Raw genomic sequence first — 16,233 nt, 5'->3', positions numbered from 1 at the left:
CTATTTGCGCAGCAGGCGCAGGCCATTGAACACCACCAGCAGGCTCACGCCCATGTCGGCGAACACCGCCATCCACATGGTGGCCATGCCCAGGAAGGTGACGGCGAGGAAGATCGCCTTGATCACCAGCGCCAGGGCGATGTTCTGCTTGAGGATACTCGACGTTTGCCTGGAGAGCCGAATGAATGCCGGGATCTTGCGCAAATCATCGTCCATCAGCGCCACGTCGGCGGTCTCGATAGCCGTGTCGGTACCCGCGGCGGCCATGGCAAAACCGATCTCGGCGCGGGCCAGGGCCGGGGCGTCGTTGATACCGTCGCCGACCATGCCGACGCGATGGCCTTGGCCGTAGAGGCTTTCGATGGCTTGCAGTTTGTCGGTGGGCAGCAGGTCGCCACGGGCCTGGTCGATGCCGACCTGGGCACCAATCGCCTGGGCGGTGTGGGTGTTGTCGCCGGTGAGCATCAGGGTCTTGATCCCCAGCTCATGCAGCTGCTGGATGGCTTCGCGGCTGCTGTCCTTGACCGTGTCGGCCACGGCGAACAGCGCCAGCGGGCCGGATTTGTCGAGCAGCAGCACCACGGACTTGCCTTGTTTTTCCAGGGCGAAGAGTTTTTCTTCCAGCGCCGGCGAGCACAGGCCGAGGTCTTCCACCAGGCGGTGGTTGCCCAGGTGGTAGGTTTCGCCGTTGATATCGCCGCGCACACCACGACCGGCCAGGGCCGCGAAGTTATCCACAGAGTGGCTTGGCAGGTTTTTATCCACAGCCGCGTTGGCGATGGCCAGGGACACCGGGTGGTCGGAGCGCCCGGCCAAACTGGCGGCCAGGGCCGGTGCGCTGTCTTCGACGTTGGGGAACAACGGCAGGTAATCGGTTTGCACCGGCTTGCCGTGGGTGATGGTGCCGGTCTTGTCGAGGGCCAGGTAGTCGAGCTTGTAGCCGCCCTCCAGGTACACGCCGCCCTTGATCAGGATGCCTTTGCGCGCCGCTGCCGCGAGGCCGCTGACGATGGTCACCGGGGTGGAGATCACCAGCGCACACGGGCAGGCGACCACCAACAGCACGAGGGCGCGGTAGATCCAGTCGAACCACGCGCCGGCCATGAACAGTGGCGGAATCAGCGCCACACCGAGGGCAAACAGGAACACCGCCGGGGTGTAGATCTTCGAGAAGCTGTCGACAAAACGCTGGGTCGGCGCGCGGGCGCCTTGGGCCTGCTCCACAGCGTGGATGATGCGCGCCAGGGTGGAATTGTTGGCCGCAGCGGTGACTTTGTATTCGAGGGAACCCGCCTGGTTGATCGTGCCGGCGAAGACTTTATCGCCCACGGTCTTTTCAATCGGCAGGCTTTCACCGGTGATCGGCGCCTGGTCGATGGTGGATTGGCCGGCGGTGACTTCACCGTCCAAGCCGATGCGCTCGCCGGGTTTTACCCGCACGATGGCGCCCAATTCAATGCTTTTGACCTCTTGTTCAACCCACGAACCGTCCGCCTGCTGCACCGTGGCCTGTTCCGGGGTCATCTGCATCAAGCCGCTGATGGCATTGCGCGCACGGTCCAGGGACTTGGCTTCGATCAACTCGGCAACGGTAAACAGGAACATCACCATGGCCGCTTCCGGCCACTGGCCAATCAACACCGCGCCGGTGACGGCGATGCTCATCAGCGCGTTGATATTCAGGTTGAGGTTTTTCAGGGCAATCCAGCCCTTTTTATAGGTGGTGAGGCCGCCGCTGAGGATCGACACCAGCGCCACCAGCGCAATCACCCAGGTCGGGGCGGCGTTGGTGAAGTGCAGCACTTCGGCACCCAACGCGCCGACGCCGGACAATGCCAGCGGCCACCAGTGCTTCTTGGCCGGTGGCGCGGCAGCCGGGGTGCCTTCTTCGATGGGATCGGCCTGCATGCCGATGGCCTTGATTGCGTCGATGATCGGTGCAGTGCTCGGCAGGTCATGGGTGACGCCGAGGATGCGGTTGATCAGGTTGAATTCCAGCTGCTGCACACCGGCGAGCTTGCCCAGTTTGTTCTGGATCAGCGTCTGCTCGGTGGGGCAGTCCATGGCTTCGATGCGGAACGTGCTCAGGCGCGAGCCGGCAGTGGGCGCTTCGTTGATCGTGACCTTTGCCGGGGCCGGGCTGCCGGAACAGCAGGCGCCCGCGTGGGCGTGGTTATGCACAGGCGTGAGTTTTTTCTCGCCGTGATCATGGTCGTGGTCGTGTTTGTGCGGGGTGTGGATGGAATCGCTCATTCTGTCGCGTCCGTAGAGGTGCCTGTTGCCAAGTAAAGACCCTGTAGCCACTATAGGGTCAAGCACCCATTTGGAGATTGCTGCGATGAAGATCGGCGAACTGGCGAAACTGACCGACTGCCCGGTGGAAACCATCCGTTACTACGAGAAGGAAGGCCTGCTGCCACCTCCGGCGCGTACTGACGCCAACTACCGCGTGTACACCCAGGCGCACACCGAGCGGCTGGTCTTTATCCGCAACTGCCGCAGTCTGGACATGACGCTGGAAGAAATCCGCAGCTTGCTGGGGCTGCGCGATAGCCCGCAGGACCAGTGTGAAAGCGTGAATGCGCTGATCGACGAGCATATCCACCATGTGAAAGCGCGGATCGATGGGTTGCTGGCGTTACAGGAGCAGTTGCTGGACTTGCGCCAGCGCTGCGGCGGTGGGGAGCAGTGCGGGATTTTGCAGCGGCTGGAGGTCAGCGGCAGTGTGGCAGCCAGTGAGGCCGAGCCTTCCCATGTGGGCAGAAGCCACGGCCACTAACCTGGGGTGAAAACCCAATCAAACTGTGGGAGCTGGCTTGCCTGCGATAGCGGTGTGTCAGCTTGCACATCTGTCACTGATACACCGCTATCGCAGGCAAGCCAGCTCCCACAGTTTATGGCTTACGACCGAGGCAGCCTTTTAGATGGCGACGTCAGCCTTGATGCTTGGATCCGCGTCATACCCCACAATCTCGAAATCTTCGAACTTGTAGTCATAGATCGACGCAGGCTTACGCTTGATCACCAGCTCCGGCAGCTTCTTCGGCGTACGCGCCAGCTGGGTCTGGATCTGTTCCATATGGTTGCTGTACGCATGGGTGTCGCCGGTGGTGACGATGATCTCGTGGGGGATCAGGTCGCACTGCTGGGCCAGCATATGGGTGAGCAACGCCAGCGCCGCAGTGTTGTACGGCAGGCCGAGGAACACGTCGGAACTGCGGATATACAGCTGCATCGACAGGTGACCGTCGTGCACGAAAGCCTGGTACAGCAGGTGGCACGGCGGCAGCGCTTGCTTGCCGTTCCGCGCGTTTTCCTGGGGGCTCTTGGTTTCGTCGGGCAGGTACTCGACGTTCCAGCCGTGGAACAGGATGCGGCGGCTGTTGGGGTTGGTCTTCAACGTCTCGACCATGTAGTCGATCTGGTTGATCTTGCCGCCGTCCTTGGTGGGCCAGGCGGTCCACTGCTCGCCGTACACCGGGCCGAGGTCGCCGTCTTCGGTGGCCCATTCGTCCCAGATCTTCACGCCGTTTTCGTTCAGCCACTTGATGTTGGTGTTGCCGCTCAACATCCAGATCAGTTCGTTGGCGATGCTTTTGAAGTGAAGCTTCTTGGTGGTCAACAGCGGGAAGCCGTCGGCCAAGTTATGCCGATACTGACGGGCGAACACGGCCTTGGTGCCGGTGCCGGTGCGATCGCCCTTGGTCAGGCCATTGGTCACGACGTCGTTCAGTAGTTCGAGATATTGCTTCATTTGAGTACCCGTATCGTTTGAAGCCGAGACCCCCGGGGTCTCGGCATTCGAATTTAAAGCGCGGTGTTCTTCAGCGGTTGCGGGCGATTGTACGCCCACCACAGCAGGCCCAGGCCGCCGAGGATCATTGGCAGGCTGAGGATCTGACCCATGGTCACCCAACCGAACGCCAGGTAGCCCAATTGCGCATCTGGCACGCGCACGAATTCGACGATGAAACGGAAGATCCCGTAGAACAGCGCGAACATGCCCGACACGGCCATGGTTGGGCGTGGCTTGCGCGAGAAGATGTAGAGGATAAGGAACAGTGCGACGCCTTCCAACGCGAACTGGTAGAGCTGCGACGGATGGCGCGGCAGTTGCGCCGGGTCGCTGAACGGTGGGAACACCATCGCCCATGGCACGTCGGTTGGCTTGCCCCACAGCTCGGCGTTGATGAAGTTACCAATACGCCCGGCGCCCAGGCCAATCGGCACCATGGGTGCGATGAAATCCATCAACTGGAAGAACGACTTGCCGTTGCGACGGCCGAACCACCAGGCGGCGATCATCACGCCGATAAACCCACCGTGGAACGCCATGCCGCCCTTCCATACTTCGAAGATCAGCGTCGGGTTGGCGATGTACGCCGACAGATCGTAGAACAACACATAACCGAGTCGCCCGCCGACGATCACCCCCATCGATAACCAGAAAATCAGGTCCGAGAGCTTTTCTTTGGTCCAGGTCGGGTCGAAGCGGTTCAGGCGCCGAGAAGCCAGGAACCAGGCACCGCCGATGCCGATCAGGTACATCAACCCGTACCAGTGGATTTTCAGCGGACCGATGGCCAGGGCCACCGGGTCGATCTGCGGGTAAGGCAGCATTGCGACTCCTCGTTAATCATTCGTTATAGCGCCCGGACCATGCCGGGCTGCGATTAAGCCTGCGTTACAGCAAAAAATTCAAACCGACGCAAAACAGCAAAGCGGCGAACAACCGCTTGAGCAGACGCGGCGACAACTTGTGCGCCAAGCGCGCACCGAAGCGGGCAAACACCATGCTGGTCAGGGCAATGCCCAGCAGCGCCGGCAAATACACGAACCCTAGACTATGAGCGGGCAGCAGCGGGTCATGCCAGCCCAGAATCATGAAACTTAATGCACTTGCCAGGGCGATCGGCAGGCCGCACGCCGAGGACGTGGCTACCGCCTGTTGCATCGGCACGCTGCGCCAGGTCAAAAACGGCACGGTCAGCGAACCGCCGCCAATCCCGAAAATCGCCGAAGCCCAGCCGATCACCGTGCCGGCCAGGGTCAAGCCGAGCTTGCCGGGCACCGTGCGGCTGGCCTTGGGCTTGACCTCCAGGGCCAGTTGCAGGGCGATCACCAGGGCAAACACACCGATGACCTTCTGCAAGTGCGGGCCGGAGATCGCCTCGGCGGTCAGCGCGCCGAAACCGGCACCGATAAGGATGCCCACGGTCATCCACACAAAGATCGGCCAACGCACCGCGCCACGCCGGTGGTGCTCACGCACGGCATTGATCGAGGTAAAGATGATGGTCGCCAGGGACGTGCCCACGGCCAGGTGCGTCAGCACCTGCGGGTCGAAGCCCTGCAAGGTAAAGCTGAACACCAGCACCGGCACGATGATGATGCCGCCGCCCACGCCAAACAGCCCGGCGAGTACGCCTGCACAGGCGCCCAGCGCCAAATACAGCAAAAATTCCATGGGAGCCCCCCAAACAAGTCCGGCATGTTAACGGATGGAAGGCATGCGACCCAACTGGTGACGATGGAACGCCTGCGCTTGAGTGCGTAGAGTGGCAAAAAACACAAAAGGGATCGCCTGATGTGCCTGATTGTTTTCGCCTGGCGGCCGGGGCATGCCCAGCCGCTGATCGTCGCGGCCAACCGTGACGAGTTCTACGCCCGCCCCAGCCTGCCGCTGGCCCAGTGGCCGGATGCGCCCGAGGTCTACGCCGGCCGGGATCAGGAAGCCGGCGGTACCTGGCTGGGGGTAAATGCCGATGGGCGCTTTGCCGCCCTGACCAACATCCGCGACCCGCACCAGCCGCCAGCACGCAAGTCCCGTGGGGAGCTGGTGGCGCGCTTTCTCAATGGAACCCTGCCGATTGACGACTATTTAGCCGACGTTAACGGCCGTTCGATTGAATATGCCGGGTTTAACCTGCTGGTGGGCACGCGGGATGAGTTGTGGCACTACAACGCCAATCACACCGAGCCGACGCGGTTGCAAGCCGGCGTATATGGATTATCCAACGCAGGGCTGGATACACCGTGGCCCAAGTTGCTCAAGGCCAAGGCGGCGCTGAGTGCGCTGCTGGATGATCCGCAGCCGGAGGCGTTGCTGGCGATTTTGAGTGATCCGCTGACGGCGCCGTTTGCAGACTTGCCGGATACCGGGGTGGGGTTGGCGACGGAGAGTCTGTTATCCAGTGTGTTTATTGCCAGCCCCAGTTATGGGACGCGGGCGAGTACAGCGTTGATTGTGAATGCCGACGGGACGCGGCGGATGGTGGAGCGTAGTTTTGGGCCACATGGTGGGCGGCTCGGTGAGGTAGAACTGAGGATTTAGCGGTGTTTGGGCTGGCGCTATCGCAGCGATGCGGCGACCCGACAAGCCAGCTCCCACATTTTGATTTGTGAACCCATTCAAATGTGGGAGCTGGCTTGCCTGCGATAGCGGTCTAGAGGGTCTTCGCCGAAGCCGGGTTTATCATCCGCGTCAGCCCCAAATTCTTCAGCGCCAATTGCAACGAGCTGTGGATAACTTGCGGGTTGTCGATGGTCATCAACTCCGCCAGCAGGTCCTTGGCCATGCCCAGGTCAACCTGACGCAGCATCCACTTCACCTTTGGCAAGTTGGTGGCGTTCATCGACAGGCTGTCAAACCCCATCGCCATCAACAGCACCGCCGCCGCCGGGTCGCCGGCCATTTCACCGCAGATGCTCACCGGCTTGCCTTCGGCATGGGCGTCGCGCACCACGTGCTGCAGGGCTTGCAGCACCGCCGGGTGCAGGTAGTCGTAGAGGTCGGCCACCCGTGGGTTGTTACGGTCCACGGCCAGCAGGTATTGGGTCAGGTCGTTGGAGCCCACCGAGAGGAAGTCCACCTGGCGCGCCAATTCCTTGGCCTGGTACACCGCTGCGGGAATTTCAATCATCACGCCAATCGGCGGCATCGGCACGTCGGCGCCTTCGTCGCGCACTTCGCCCCAGGCGCGGTGAATGAGGTGCAGCGCCTCTTCCAGCTCATGGGTACCGGAGATCATCGGCAGCAGGATGCGCAGGTTGTTCAGGCCTTCGCTGGCCTTGAGCATGGCGCGGGTTTGGACGAGGAAAATTTCAGGGTGGTCGAGGGTCACGCGGATGCCGCGCCAGCCGAGGAAGGGGTTGTCTTCCTTGATCGGGAAATACGACAGTGACTTGTCGCCGCCGATATCCAGGCTGCGCATGGTCACCGGTAACGGGTGGAAGGCCTGCAGTTGCTCGCGATAAATCGCCAGCTGCTCCTTCTCACTCGGGAAACGCTGGTTGATCATGAACGGCACTTCGGTGCGGTACAGCCCCACCCCTTCGGCGCCGCGCTGTTGCGCGCGGGCCACATCGGCCAGCAGGCCGGTGTTGACCAGCAGCGGCACGCGATGGCCGTCGGTGGTCACGCACGGCAATTCGCGCAATGAATCCAGGCCCAGTGCCAGTTGTTTCTCTTCTTCCACCACTTCGGCGTATTGCTTGCGCAGTACGTCGCTGGGGTTGGTAAAGACTTCGCCGCGATGGCCATCGACGATCATGTCGATGCCGTCGACCTTGGCGTACGGCAGGTCCACCAGGCCCATCACCGTCGGGATACCCATGGCCCGGGCCAGGATCGCAACGTGGGAGTTGCCCGAACCCAATACCGAGACCAGGCCCACCAGCTTGCCTTCCGGCACTTCGCCCAGCTGCGTGGCCGTCAGCTCTTCACTGACCAGGATGGTGTTGTCCGGGAAGACCATGTTGGTGGTGCGGTCTTCCTGCAAGTAGGCCAGCAGACGGCGGCCGAGATCGCGTACATCCGAGGCGCGCTCGCGCAGGTAGTCGTCGTCCATCATTTCGAAGCGGTTGACGTGATCGGTAACCACCTGGCGCAACGCGCCCTGGGCCCACTGGCCAGTCTTGATCACAGTCTTGACTTCGTTGCCCAGGGACGCGTCGTCGAGCATCATCTGGTACACGTCGAACAGCGCACGCTCTTCGGGGCGCAACTGGGTGGCCAGCTTGTTCGACAGGTTGCGCATGTCGGCGCGCACGCCTTCCAGGGCGGTCTTGAACAGTTTGATTTCGGCGTCGATGTCTTTGACGGTCTTGTCCGGCACCACATCCAGGTCTGCCGGCGGCAACATGACCACCGCCGTACCGACCGCCGCGCCCGGGGAACCGGGTACGCCGACGAACTTGGCTTCCTGGATGCCCTTGCCCTCGCGCCCCAGGCCGCGGATCGAACCGGTGGCCTCGGCGTGGGCAATAACGCCGGCGAGCTGCGCGCTCATGGTCACGAGGAAGGCTTCTTCACCTTCGTCGAACTGGCGGCGTTCTTTTTGCTGGATGACCAACACGCCGACAACGCGGCGGTGGTGAATGATCGGCGCACCGAGGAACGAGGCGTAACGCTCTTCACCGGTTTCGGCAAAGTAGCGGTAACGCGGGTGATCGGCCGCGTTTTCAAGGTTCAGGGGTTCTTCACGCGTCCCCACCAGGCCCACCAGACCTTCATTGGGCGCCATGCTGACCTTGCCGATGGAGCGCTTGTTCAAGCCCTCGGTGGCCATCAGCACAAAACGGTTGGTCTCGGGGTCCAGCAGGTAAACCGAGCAGACCTGGCTGCCCATGGCTTCCTTGACGCGCAACACAATAATCCCCAACGCCGCCTTGAGATCCTTGGCGGAGTTAACTTCCTGGACGATCTTGCGCAGCGTATTGAGCATGGCTCGGGGTCGAACTCCGTCGTCAGTCGCGCGCTAAAAGGCGCGGGGCAAGCTCTTTGAGAGCGCGACGATAAACCTCGCGCTTGAATGTCACCACCTGGCCCAACGGGTACCAATAGCTGACCCAGCGCCAGCCATCGAACTCCGGTTTACCGGTCAAATCCATCCGCACCCGCTGCTCGTTGGAGATCAGGCGCAGGAGAAACCATTTCTGCTTCTGGCCGATACACAGCGGTTGGCTGTGGGTACGCACCAGGCGTTGCGGTAAACGATAACGCAACCAGCCACGGGTGCAGGCCAGAATCTGTACATCTTCGCGCTCAAGGCCGACTTCTTCGTTCAACTCACGGTACAAGGCGTCTTCAGGGGTTTCGTCGGGGTTGATTCCACCTTGAGGAAACTGCCAGGCATCTTGGTTGATTCGGCGAGCCCATAGCACCTGTCCGGCATCATTCGTAAGAATAATCCCGACATTAGGACGGAAACCATCGGGGTCGATCACGGCAACAACCTCGCAAACGCATGTCGCCGCATTGTTCCACAAAGGTTGTTGCAGCGGCAACGAGGCTTCTTACCTTATGTGCACTCTTGTGAAAAGACCGTATTCTGGACGCCTTTTTACAGACTTTTCAGCGAGTAACTGCAATGCGCCTGGCTTTATTCGACTTGGACAACACCCTTCTCGGCGGTGACAGCGATCACGCGTGGGGCGATTACCTCTGTGAACGCGGGATTCTCGACCCGATCGCCTACAAGGCCCGCAACGACGAGTTCTACCAGGATTACCTGGCCGGCAAGCTGGACAACGCCGCCTACCTGAACTTCAGCCTGGAAATCCTCGGCCGCACCGAGATGGCCCAACTCGACGAGTGGCACCGCGATTTCATGCGCGACTGCGTCGAGCCGCTGATGCTGCCAAAAGCCGTGGAATTGCTGGCCAAGCACCGCGCTGCCGGTGACACGCTGGTGATCATCACCGCCACCAACCGTTTCGTCACCGCGCCGATTGCCGCACGCCTGGGCGTGGAAACCCTGATCGCCACCGAGTGCGAGATGGAAAACGGCCGCTACACCGGGCGCAGCACGGATGTACCGTGCTTCCGCGAGGGCAAGGTGACGCGTTTGAATCGTTGGTTGGCAGAGACTGGGTTCAGCCTGGAAGACAGTTATTTCTATAGCGATTCGATGAATGACCTGCCGTTGTTGGAGCAGGTGACGCATGCAGTGGCCGTGGACCCGGACCCGAATTTGCGGGCTGAGGCGCAGAAGCGGGGGTGGCCGGTGATTACGCTGCGTAGCTAAGTGCGCTATCGCAGGCAAGCCAGCTCCCACATTTTGATTTGTGAACACAGTCAAATGTGGGAGCTGGCTTGCCTGCGATGCAGACGACTCGGTCCAGAGCCCTAAACCGGCTTGGCGCCCATCAACCCGGCAATCGCCACAAACCCCACCAGGCTGACCACCGCCAGCACCAACGTGAAATTCAGGCTACCGCCCTCGCCTTTACGCAGGCGGTTAAGCCGCGCCACCAGCCAGAACCAGGCCAGCGCCGCCACGGTGTAGAGAATGCTGGAACCCAGAATCCACGTCTGCCCCAGCGGCCAGCCAACCAAATGCACCAGCCACCAGCCGGTAAACGGCATGCTGACCACGCAAATCCCCATCAACAACCACACAAACACCCACGGGCGCTGCACGGTGACCGCCGGGCCGGCGCTGCGTTTGCGCCAGGCCAGCAGCGCCAGGCCCAGGCCGCTGAGCAGCAGCAACACCGTCGCCGCGATGTGGATAACTTTCAGGGTGATCAGGGTTTCCATCTCTCGTATTCCTTAAAGGCCGCCCCAATCAGCGTAGTCGCTCAACCGAGGAACAGTTTGTAGGCCGGGTTATCGCTTTCATCCCAGTACGGGTAGCCGATGGCTTCGAGGGCTGCCGGTACCAGGTGACGCTCGTTCGCCGGCACTTGTAGGCCAGCGACCACACGGCCGTCAGCTGCGCCGTGGTTGCGATAGTGGAACATCGAGATGTTCCAGCGCCCGCCTAATTTGTTAAGAAAGTTGAACAAGGCCCCCGGACGCTCCGGGAATTCGAAGCGAAACACCACTTCATTGCTGACGTGCGCCGCATGGCCGCCGACCATATGGCGGATGTGCAGCTTGGCCAGTTCGTTCTCGGTCAGGTCCAACACCGGGAAACCCTGCTCGGTCAGGCTGGCAATCAGCGCGCTGCGTGGGTCGGTGTCGGGGTGGGTCTGCACGCCAACAAAGATGTGCGCCTCGCTGCCGGAGTGGAAGCGGTAGTTGAATTCGGTGATCTGGCGCTTGCCCACGGCCTCGCAGAACGCCTTGAAGCTGCCCGGCTTCTCGGGAATGGTCACGGCGATGATCGCTTCGCGGCCTTCACCCAGCTCGGCGCGCTCGGCCACGTGGCGCAGGCGGTCGAAGTTGACGTTGGCGCCGGAGTCGATGGCCACCAGGGTCTGCCCGGTCACGCCACGGGTTTCCACGTATTTCTTGATGCCCGCCACGCCCAGCGCGCCCGCAGGCTCGGTGATGGAACGGGTGTCGTCGTAGATGTCCTTGATCGCCGCACAGATTTCATCGGTGCTCACGGTGATCACTTCGTCGACATAGTCTTTGCAGATATCAAACGTGTGCTGGCCGATCTGCGCCACCGCCACGCCGTCGGCAAAGATCCCCACCGTCGGCAGCACCACGCGCTCACCCGCCGCCAGGGCGACTTGCAGGCAGTTGGAGTCGTCCGGCTCGACGCCGATGATCTTGATGTCCGGGCGCAGGTATTTCACGTACGCCGCAATCCCGGCGATCAGCCCGCCGCCGCCCACCGGGACAAAAATCGCGTCCAACGGCCCCGGATGCTGGCGCAGGATCTCCATCGCCACGGTGCCCTGCCCGGCAATGGTGTGCGGATCATCGTAGGGGTGAATGTAGACGTAGCCTTTTTCGTCGACCAGTTTCAGCGAGTAGGCCAGGGCTTCCGGGAAGGAATCGCCATGCAGCACCACTTTGCCACCACGGGAGCGCACGCCTTCGACCTTGATCTCCGGGGTGGTCTTGGGCATCACGATGGTGGCTTTCACCCCCAGCACCTTGGCCGCCAGGGCCAGGCCCTGGGCATGGTTGCCCGCCGAGGCCGTGACCACGCCGCGCGCACGCTCTTCAGCCGTGAGCTGGGTCAGCTTGTTATAGGCGCCGCGAATCTTGAACGAGAACACCGGCTGCAAGTCTTCGCGCTTGAGCCAGACCGTATTGCCCAGGCGCTCGGAGAGCTGGCGCGCGGTCTGCAAGGGGGTTTCTACGGCAACGTCGTAAACGCGCGAGGTGAGGATCTTTTTGACGTACTGTTCAAGCATCGGCGGGCATCTACTTTCACGGTTTGGCAGGGCCAAGGAGTCTAACCCGGCTTTTGGCCGGGCGACCACACGAATCCCGAGGTTTTGTTGGGTTATACTCGCGCCCCTCGATAACTCCCCGCCCGTTCCGGAGCCCGCATGACCCAGGATCAACTCAAACAGGCAGTGGCCCAGGCCGCCGTCGATTTAATCCTTCCCAAACTCGACGACAAAAGCATCGTCGGTGTCGGCACCGGCTCCACCGCCAACTGCTTCATCGATGCACTGGCCCAGCACAAGGGCGCATTCGACGGCGCCGTGGCCAGCTCCGAAGCCACCGCCGCGCGCCTCAAGGGCCATGGCATTCCGGTGTATGAGCTCAACACCGTGAGCGACCTGGAGTTCTACGTCGACGGCGCCGATGAAAGCGACGCGCACCTGAACCTGATCAAAGGCGGCGGCGCGGCCCTGACCCGCGAGAAGATCGTCGCGGCCGTGGCCAAGACCTTTATCTGCATCGCCGACGCCAGCAAGCTGGTGCCCGTCCTCGGTGCCTTCCCGCTGCCGGTGGAAGTGATCCCGATGGCCCGCAGCCACGTGGCCCGCGAGCTGGTGAAACTGGGCGGCGACCCGGTGTACCGCGAGGGCGTGTTGACCGATAACGGCAACATCATCCTCGACGTGTTCAACATGCAGATCACCAACCCGGTAGAGCTGGAAACCCAGATCAATGCCATCGTTGGCGTGGTCACCAACGGTTTGTTCGCTGCGCGTCCGGCTGACGTGTTGCTGCTGGGCACTGCTGAAGGTGTGAAAACCCTCAAGGCCTAAGGCTCACTGCCTTGCTGGGAGTGTGGGAGCTGGCTTATGTGGGAGCTGGCTTGCCTGCGATGCAAACAACTCGGTGTATCAGTAGAACCGAGGTGATGCTATCGCAGGCAAGCCAGCTCCCACACAGGCCAGCTCCCACATTTGTTTCCATTGCCCAAAAGTTCTGTGTAACAAAAACGCTACTTTTCGCAGCACCCCTCGCCAAAATCGTGCGCCAAGTCACGACACTCAACACCGCCGCTGGTATCAAATCCGTTACAAATTACAGCCAGGCGACTCGCCCGTTTAACAATGCGCCAATTCACAATCGCCCACGGAATGAGGCGCACATTGTGCAAAGGGTCTCGGCTTGAAAATCCCCATCACCTCAAGGAAGACCTTGTGATAAAGCCCCTAGCCCTTGCTATCAGCGCGGCCTGCGCCCTGTTGCCGACCCACCTCCTGGCCTACGACTACGGCGAGCACGCCAACACCACCCTGGAAAAACTCATCAACGACTACCCCGGCCGTTATCGCGGCACGGCCAACTTCGCCGGAGCCGCCGATTGGATGCAGAGCCAGATGGGCACGGCCTACAGCATCAGTCGCCAAGACTTCACCTGGAACAGCGGCAGTCGCGCGTCGCAAAACGTGGTGGCCTACGCCGCCGGCACCAAACCGCAGTACGTGGTGATTGGCGCACACTTCGACACCTTCTTCGGCCGCCCGACCCTGCAAGGCCTGGACGACAACGGCTCCGGCGCCAGCGTGCTGACGGAAGTGGCGAAGAACCTTGGCGGCCTGCAACTGGAAAACGGCTTGCAGATCGTCGGCTTTGGCGCCGAAGAGGAAGGCTTGCGCGGATCCCGGGCCTTCGTCGACTCGCTGAGCGCCAGCCAGCGCGCGAACATGCTGGCAATGATCAACCTCGACAGCCTGATTACCGGCGACATGATGTACGCCCATGCTGGCCAGAACAGCACCGCCAACCCGGCCTTGGCGTCGTTGCGCGAGCACACCTTCCAGATCGCCAAGGAGTTGAACATCCCGCTGTTCACCAACCCAGGCCTGGACCCGCAATACCCCAAAGGCACCGGCTGCTGCAGCGATGGCGAGCCCTTCGAGCCGCTGAACATCCCGATCCTTTATATAGAAGCCACCAACTGGGAACTGGGCGACCTCGACGGCTACACCCAGACCGACAATCCGAAGATCCCCGGTGGCTCGACCTGGCACGACCCCGCCGAAGACAACAAGGCCGTGCTCACCGACGCCTTCGGCCAGGCGCGCATCGACCAGCGCCTGCGCGACTATTCGCGCCTGCTCAGCCGCCTGGTGCTGGAGTTGACCAACGCCGACCTGATGGCCTCCACCGCCTCGGGCGGCGCCGTCGCACGCAATATGCAGGACAACCTGCAACGCCAGCACCAAGCCATGGTGCGCCTGCATGACCGGCGCTGGCTGACCTTGCAGTCGGCCAGCCGCGAGGTTGGCAGCTTTGATGGCGAGATCGGCGTGGACGGCGAATACAACCCGGACAGCGGCTTCGACAACGCCCCCAACCCCGAAGCGCGACGCGTGGGCCTGCATGCGCTGGGCGACTATCAACTGACCCCGAGCCTGAACATCGGCGCCAGCCTCAGCTACCTCAATGGCCGCGACAAACTTGAGCACCGTGGCAAACTCGACAGCGACACCTGGCAAGCCGCGGCCTACGCCCTGCTCAACGATGGTGGGCCGAGCTGGCTGGCCGGCGACCTGAGCATCGGCCACAGCCGCTTCGAGTCCAAGCGCAACCTGCTGATCCAGGCAAATGGCGGACCGATCCTGCTCAACCAGCAACTGACCGGTGACACCGACGCCCTGACCCTGGGCGCACGCGTGCTGGGCGGCTATGACTTTGACTTCGGCGCCATCAAGAGCGGGCCTTTTGCGGGCCTGGACTACAGCCACTCGCGTATCGATAAGTTCCGCGAAAAGCAGGACCTGCGCACGGCCCTGACGTATGAGGAACAGTCTTTCGACTCCCTGGAAGCCAGCCTCGGTTGGCGTGTGCGCGGCGCCGTCGCTCTGCCCTACGGCCTGAACCTGATGCCTTACGGCGACATCGCCTGGGTCAAGGAATTGGGCGACGGCCGCCTGGACGACCTGCAACTGACCGCCCGTGCCGACGGCCAGGTGCGCACGGCCAAGCTGGGTTCAGCCGACAAGAGCTTTGGTCGCGCGCAAGTCGGCAGCCAATTGGCGATCACCCCGCAACTGGGGGTATTTGCCGAGGTCAACGGCCGCCTGGGCCACAGCGAAGGCAGCCAGACCGGCTACTCGCTGGGTGTGCAATGGATGTTCTGATCAGGGCTTCTTGAACACGTAGAACAGGTTCGGCTCACTGGTCAGGTACAACGTACCGTCATCGTCCATGGCGATCCCTTCGGCCTGAGGCACACGTTTTTTCAGGCCATGGCGCCCGTTGAGCAGCGACAAACTGCTCAACGGGCGACCGTCGATATCCAGTTCCAGCACCAGGAACGACTCATCCGACAGCGCCAGCAGATGGCCGCTGCGCTCGTCGTATTGCAGGCTCGACAGGTCACGCACAAACAACCCGGCATCACGCTTGGGGTTGTTGACCACGTGCACCGAGTAGGTTTTTTCCGGTTTGAAGTGGGGAAACCCGTGGATCTCGTAGATCAGCATCGGGTCACGCTCCTTGGCCACGAACAGGCGCTTGCCCACCGAGTCATAGGCCAGGCCTTCAAAGCCCTTGTTGCTGCCGACATGCAAGCCCAAGGTCATCTGTTCCGCATCCGCAGCATCGAGGAATTGGGTATCGTCGTCCACGTGCACCTTGATCAGCCGCTGCTCGCGCTCATCGCTGATCACATAGATGCCTTCGCTGATGAACTCGACCGCCTCGGCATCGCCAAAGCCCACCAGGGCAATGCGCCGCAGGATCTTGCCGTCCAGTGACAACTCGATCAGCTCGGGGTTTTTATTGGTGACGGTAAACAGGCTTTTGCGCACCGGGTCGAAGGTCAGAGCCGACACATCGCTGTCGAGGCCTTCGATGACCTGGGCTTCAAGCACTACGCGGTAATCGGCCAGGCCAATGGAGGCCTCGCCGACCGGCTGGCGCCACGCCTGGAGGTTGAACCAGGCGCGCTCGAACAGGCGAAAGTGTTGCGCAACCACCCCGGCGCTGACCAGGGCGATCAGCACAAGCATGAAAAGAATAGGTTTGGGGCGGACAAGTCGGCGCATCGGGCGTGCTCAAAGTCAAAAGTGGCGCATGAATATCACGCCCGTCTGAATTTAAACTTAAACACGCTCTATTGTCTGGAGAACGCC

Annotated in this window: 14 protein-coding genes; 5 read left to right on the top strand and 9 right to left on the bottom strand. The window is 61.7% G+C overall.

What is annotated here, in order from left to right; translation table 11 throughout:
• Positions 1-2,253, bottom strand: coding sequence for a heavy metal translocating P-type ATPase (locus J1G37_RS05335; RefSeq protein ID WP_207040438.1), 2,253 nt, complete (start codon positions 2,251-2,253; stop codon positions 1-3).
• Positions 2,254-2,338: 85 nt separating this feature from the next.
• On the opposite strand from J1G37_RS05335, the gene cadR reads away from it, so the two are divergent.
• Complete coding sequence (gene cadR, locus J1G37_RS05330) at positions 2,339-2,779, top strand: Cd(II)/Pb(II)-responsive transcriptional regulator (RefSeq protein ID WP_185709741.1); 441 nt, start codon at positions 2,339-2,341, stop codon at positions 2,777-2,779.
• 141 nt (positions 2,780-2,920) lie between these two features.
• Here cadR and J1G37_RS05325 read toward each other — a convergent pair whose 3' ends face one another.
• The 3 genes from J1G37_RS05325 to J1G37_RS05315 form a co-directional block, all read right to left on the bottom strand.
• On the bottom strand, positions 2,921-3,754 hold the full coding sequence (locus tag J1G37_RS05325) for a thymidylate synthase (RefSeq protein WP_071485350.1): 834 nt from the start codon (positions 3,752-3,754) through the stop codon (positions 2,921-2,923).
• Between the two features lie 53 nt (positions 3,755-3,807).
• Positions 3,808-4,620, bottom strand: a complete 813-nt coding sequence (lgt, locus tag J1G37_RS05320; protein ID WP_207040437.1) for a prolipoprotein diacylglyceryl transferase — start codon at positions 4,618-4,620, stop codon at positions 3,808-3,810.
• 64 nt (positions 4,621-4,684) lie between these two features.
• Complete coding sequence (locus J1G37_RS05315; protein WP_124526803.1) at positions 4,685-5,467, bottom strand: sulfite exporter TauE/SafE family protein; 783 nt, start codon at positions 5,465-5,467, stop codon at positions 4,685-4,687.
• A gap of 120 nt (positions 5,468-5,587) precedes the next feature.
• Between J1G37_RS05315 and J1G37_RS05310 the strand changes: the two genes are divergently transcribed.
• A complete protein-coding gene (locus tag J1G37_RS05310; protein ID WP_207040436.1) occupies positions 5,588-6,334 on the top strand; it encodes an NRDE family protein in 747 nt (248 codons plus the stop codon).
• 112 nt (positions 6,335-6,446) lie between these two features.
• Here the strand turns inward: J1G37_RS05310 and ptsP are convergent, their stop codons facing one another.
• Together ptsP and J1G37_RS05300 are read right to left on the bottom strand one after the other, a co-directional pair.
• Entirely contained in the window at positions 6,447-8,726 is a 2,280-nt protein-coding gene (gene ptsP, locus J1G37_RS05305; protein WP_017736688.1) for a phosphoenolpyruvate--protein phosphotransferase, read from the bottom strand.
• A 22-nt stretch (positions 8,727-8,748) separates the two neighbouring features.
• Entirely contained in the window at positions 8,749-9,228 is a 480-nt protein-coding gene (locus J1G37_RS05300) for an RNA pyrophosphohydrolase (protein ID WP_003176750.1), read from the bottom strand.
• A 143-nt stretch (positions 9,229-9,371) separates the two neighbouring features.
• On the opposite strand from J1G37_RS05300, the gene J1G37_RS05295 reads away from it, so the two are divergent.
• Positions 9,372-10,028, top strand: a complete 657-nt coding sequence (locus J1G37_RS05295) for an HAD family hydrolase (protein WP_207040435.1) — start codon at positions 9,372-9,374, stop codon at positions 10,026-10,028.
• A gap of 101 nt (positions 10,029-10,129) precedes the next feature.
• On the opposite strand, the gene J1G37_RS05290 is transcribed toward J1G37_RS05295, so the two are convergent.
• Both J1G37_RS05290 and ilvA read right to left on the bottom strand, forming a co-directional pair.
• Entirely contained in the window at positions 10,130-10,543 is a 414-nt protein-coding gene (locus J1G37_RS05290) for a DUF2269 family protein (protein ID WP_124526807.1), read from the bottom strand.
• 41 nt (positions 10,544-10,584) lie between these two features.
• Entirely contained in the window at positions 10,585-12,099 is a 1,515-nt protein-coding gene (gene ilvA / locus J1G37_RS05285) for a threonine ammonia-lyase, biosynthetic (protein WP_207040434.1), read from the bottom strand.
• Between the two features lie 138 nt (positions 12,100-12,237).
• Between ilvA and rpiA the strand changes: the two genes are divergently transcribed.
• A complete protein-coding gene (gene rpiA, locus J1G37_RS05280) occupies positions 12,238-12,909 on the top strand; it encodes a ribose-5-phosphate isomerase RpiA (protein WP_017736692.1) in 672 nt (223 codons plus the stop codon).
• A 381-nt stretch (positions 12,910-13,290) separates the two neighbouring features.
• Positions 13,291-15,237, top strand: a complete 1,947-nt coding sequence (locus J1G37_RS05275; protein ID WP_207040433.1) for an autotransporter domain-containing protein — start codon at positions 13,291-13,293, stop codon at positions 15,235-15,237.
• Here J1G37_RS05275 and J1G37_RS05270 read toward each other — a convergent pair whose 3' ends face one another.
• Positions 15,238-16,146 (bottom strand): SdiA-regulated domain-containing protein, encoded by a 909-nt coding sequence (locus J1G37_RS05270; RefSeq protein WP_207040432.1) that lies wholly within the window; start codon positions 16,144-16,146, stop codon positions 15,238-15,240.
• Between the last annotated feature and the right edge of the window lie 87 nt (positions 16,147-16,233).

This window comes from Pseudomonas sp. Marseille-Q1929 (assembly GCF_017316265.1).
Taxonomy (GTDB): Bacteria; Pseudomonadota; Gammaproteobacteria; order Pseudomonadales; family Pseudomonadaceae; genus Aquipseudomonas.
This window is presented reverse-complemented; position numbering and strand designations above follow the sequence as displayed.

Bases quoted from the DNA above. Each gene is read 5' to 3' on its own strand.
- J1G37_RS05335 (WP_207040438.1), bottom strand. From the start codon at position 2,253: ATGAGCGATTCCATCCACACCCCGCACAAACACGACCACGACCATGAT.
- cadR (WP_185709741.1), top strand. From the start codon at position 2,339: ATGAAGATCGGCGAACTGGCGAAACTGACCGACTGCCCGGTGGAAACC.
- J1G37_RS05325 (WP_071485350.1), bottom strand. From the start codon at position 3,754: ATGAAGCAATATCTCGAACTACTGAACGACGTCGTGACCAATGGCCTG.
- lgt (WP_207040437.1), bottom strand. From the start codon at position 4,620: ATGCTGCCTTACCCGCAGATCGACCCGGTGGCCCTGGCCATCGGTCCG.
- J1G37_RS05315 (WP_124526803.1), bottom strand. From the start codon at position 5,467: ATGGAATTTTTGCTGTATTTGGCGCTGGGCGCCTGTGCAGGCGTACTC.
- J1G37_RS05310 (WP_207040436.1), top strand. From the start codon at position 5,588: ATGTGCCTGATTGTTTTCGCCTGGCGGCCGGGGCATGCCCAGCCGCTG.
- ptsP (WP_017736688.1), bottom strand. From the start codon at position 8,726: ATGCTCAATACGCTGCGCAAGATCGTCCAGGAAGTTAACTCCGCCAAG.
- J1G37_RS05295 (WP_207040435.1), top strand. From the start codon at position 9,372: ATGCGCCTGGCTTTATTCGACTTGGACAACACCCTTCTCGGCGGTGAC.
- J1G37_RS05290 (WP_124526807.1), bottom strand. From the start codon at position 10,543: ATGGAAACCCTGATCACCCTGAAAGTTATCCACATCGCGGCGACGGTG.
- ilvA (WP_207040434.1), bottom strand. From the start codon at position 12,099: ATGCTTGAACAGTACGTCAAAAAGATCCTCACCTCGCGCGTTTACGAC.
- rpiA (WP_017736692.1), top strand. From the start codon at position 12,238: ATGACCCAGGATCAACTCAAACAGGCAGTGGCCCAGGCCGCCGTCGAT.
- J1G37_RS05270 (WP_207040432.1), bottom strand. From the start codon at position 16,146: ATGCGCCGACTTGTCCGCCCCAAACCTATTCTTTTCATGCTTGTGCTG.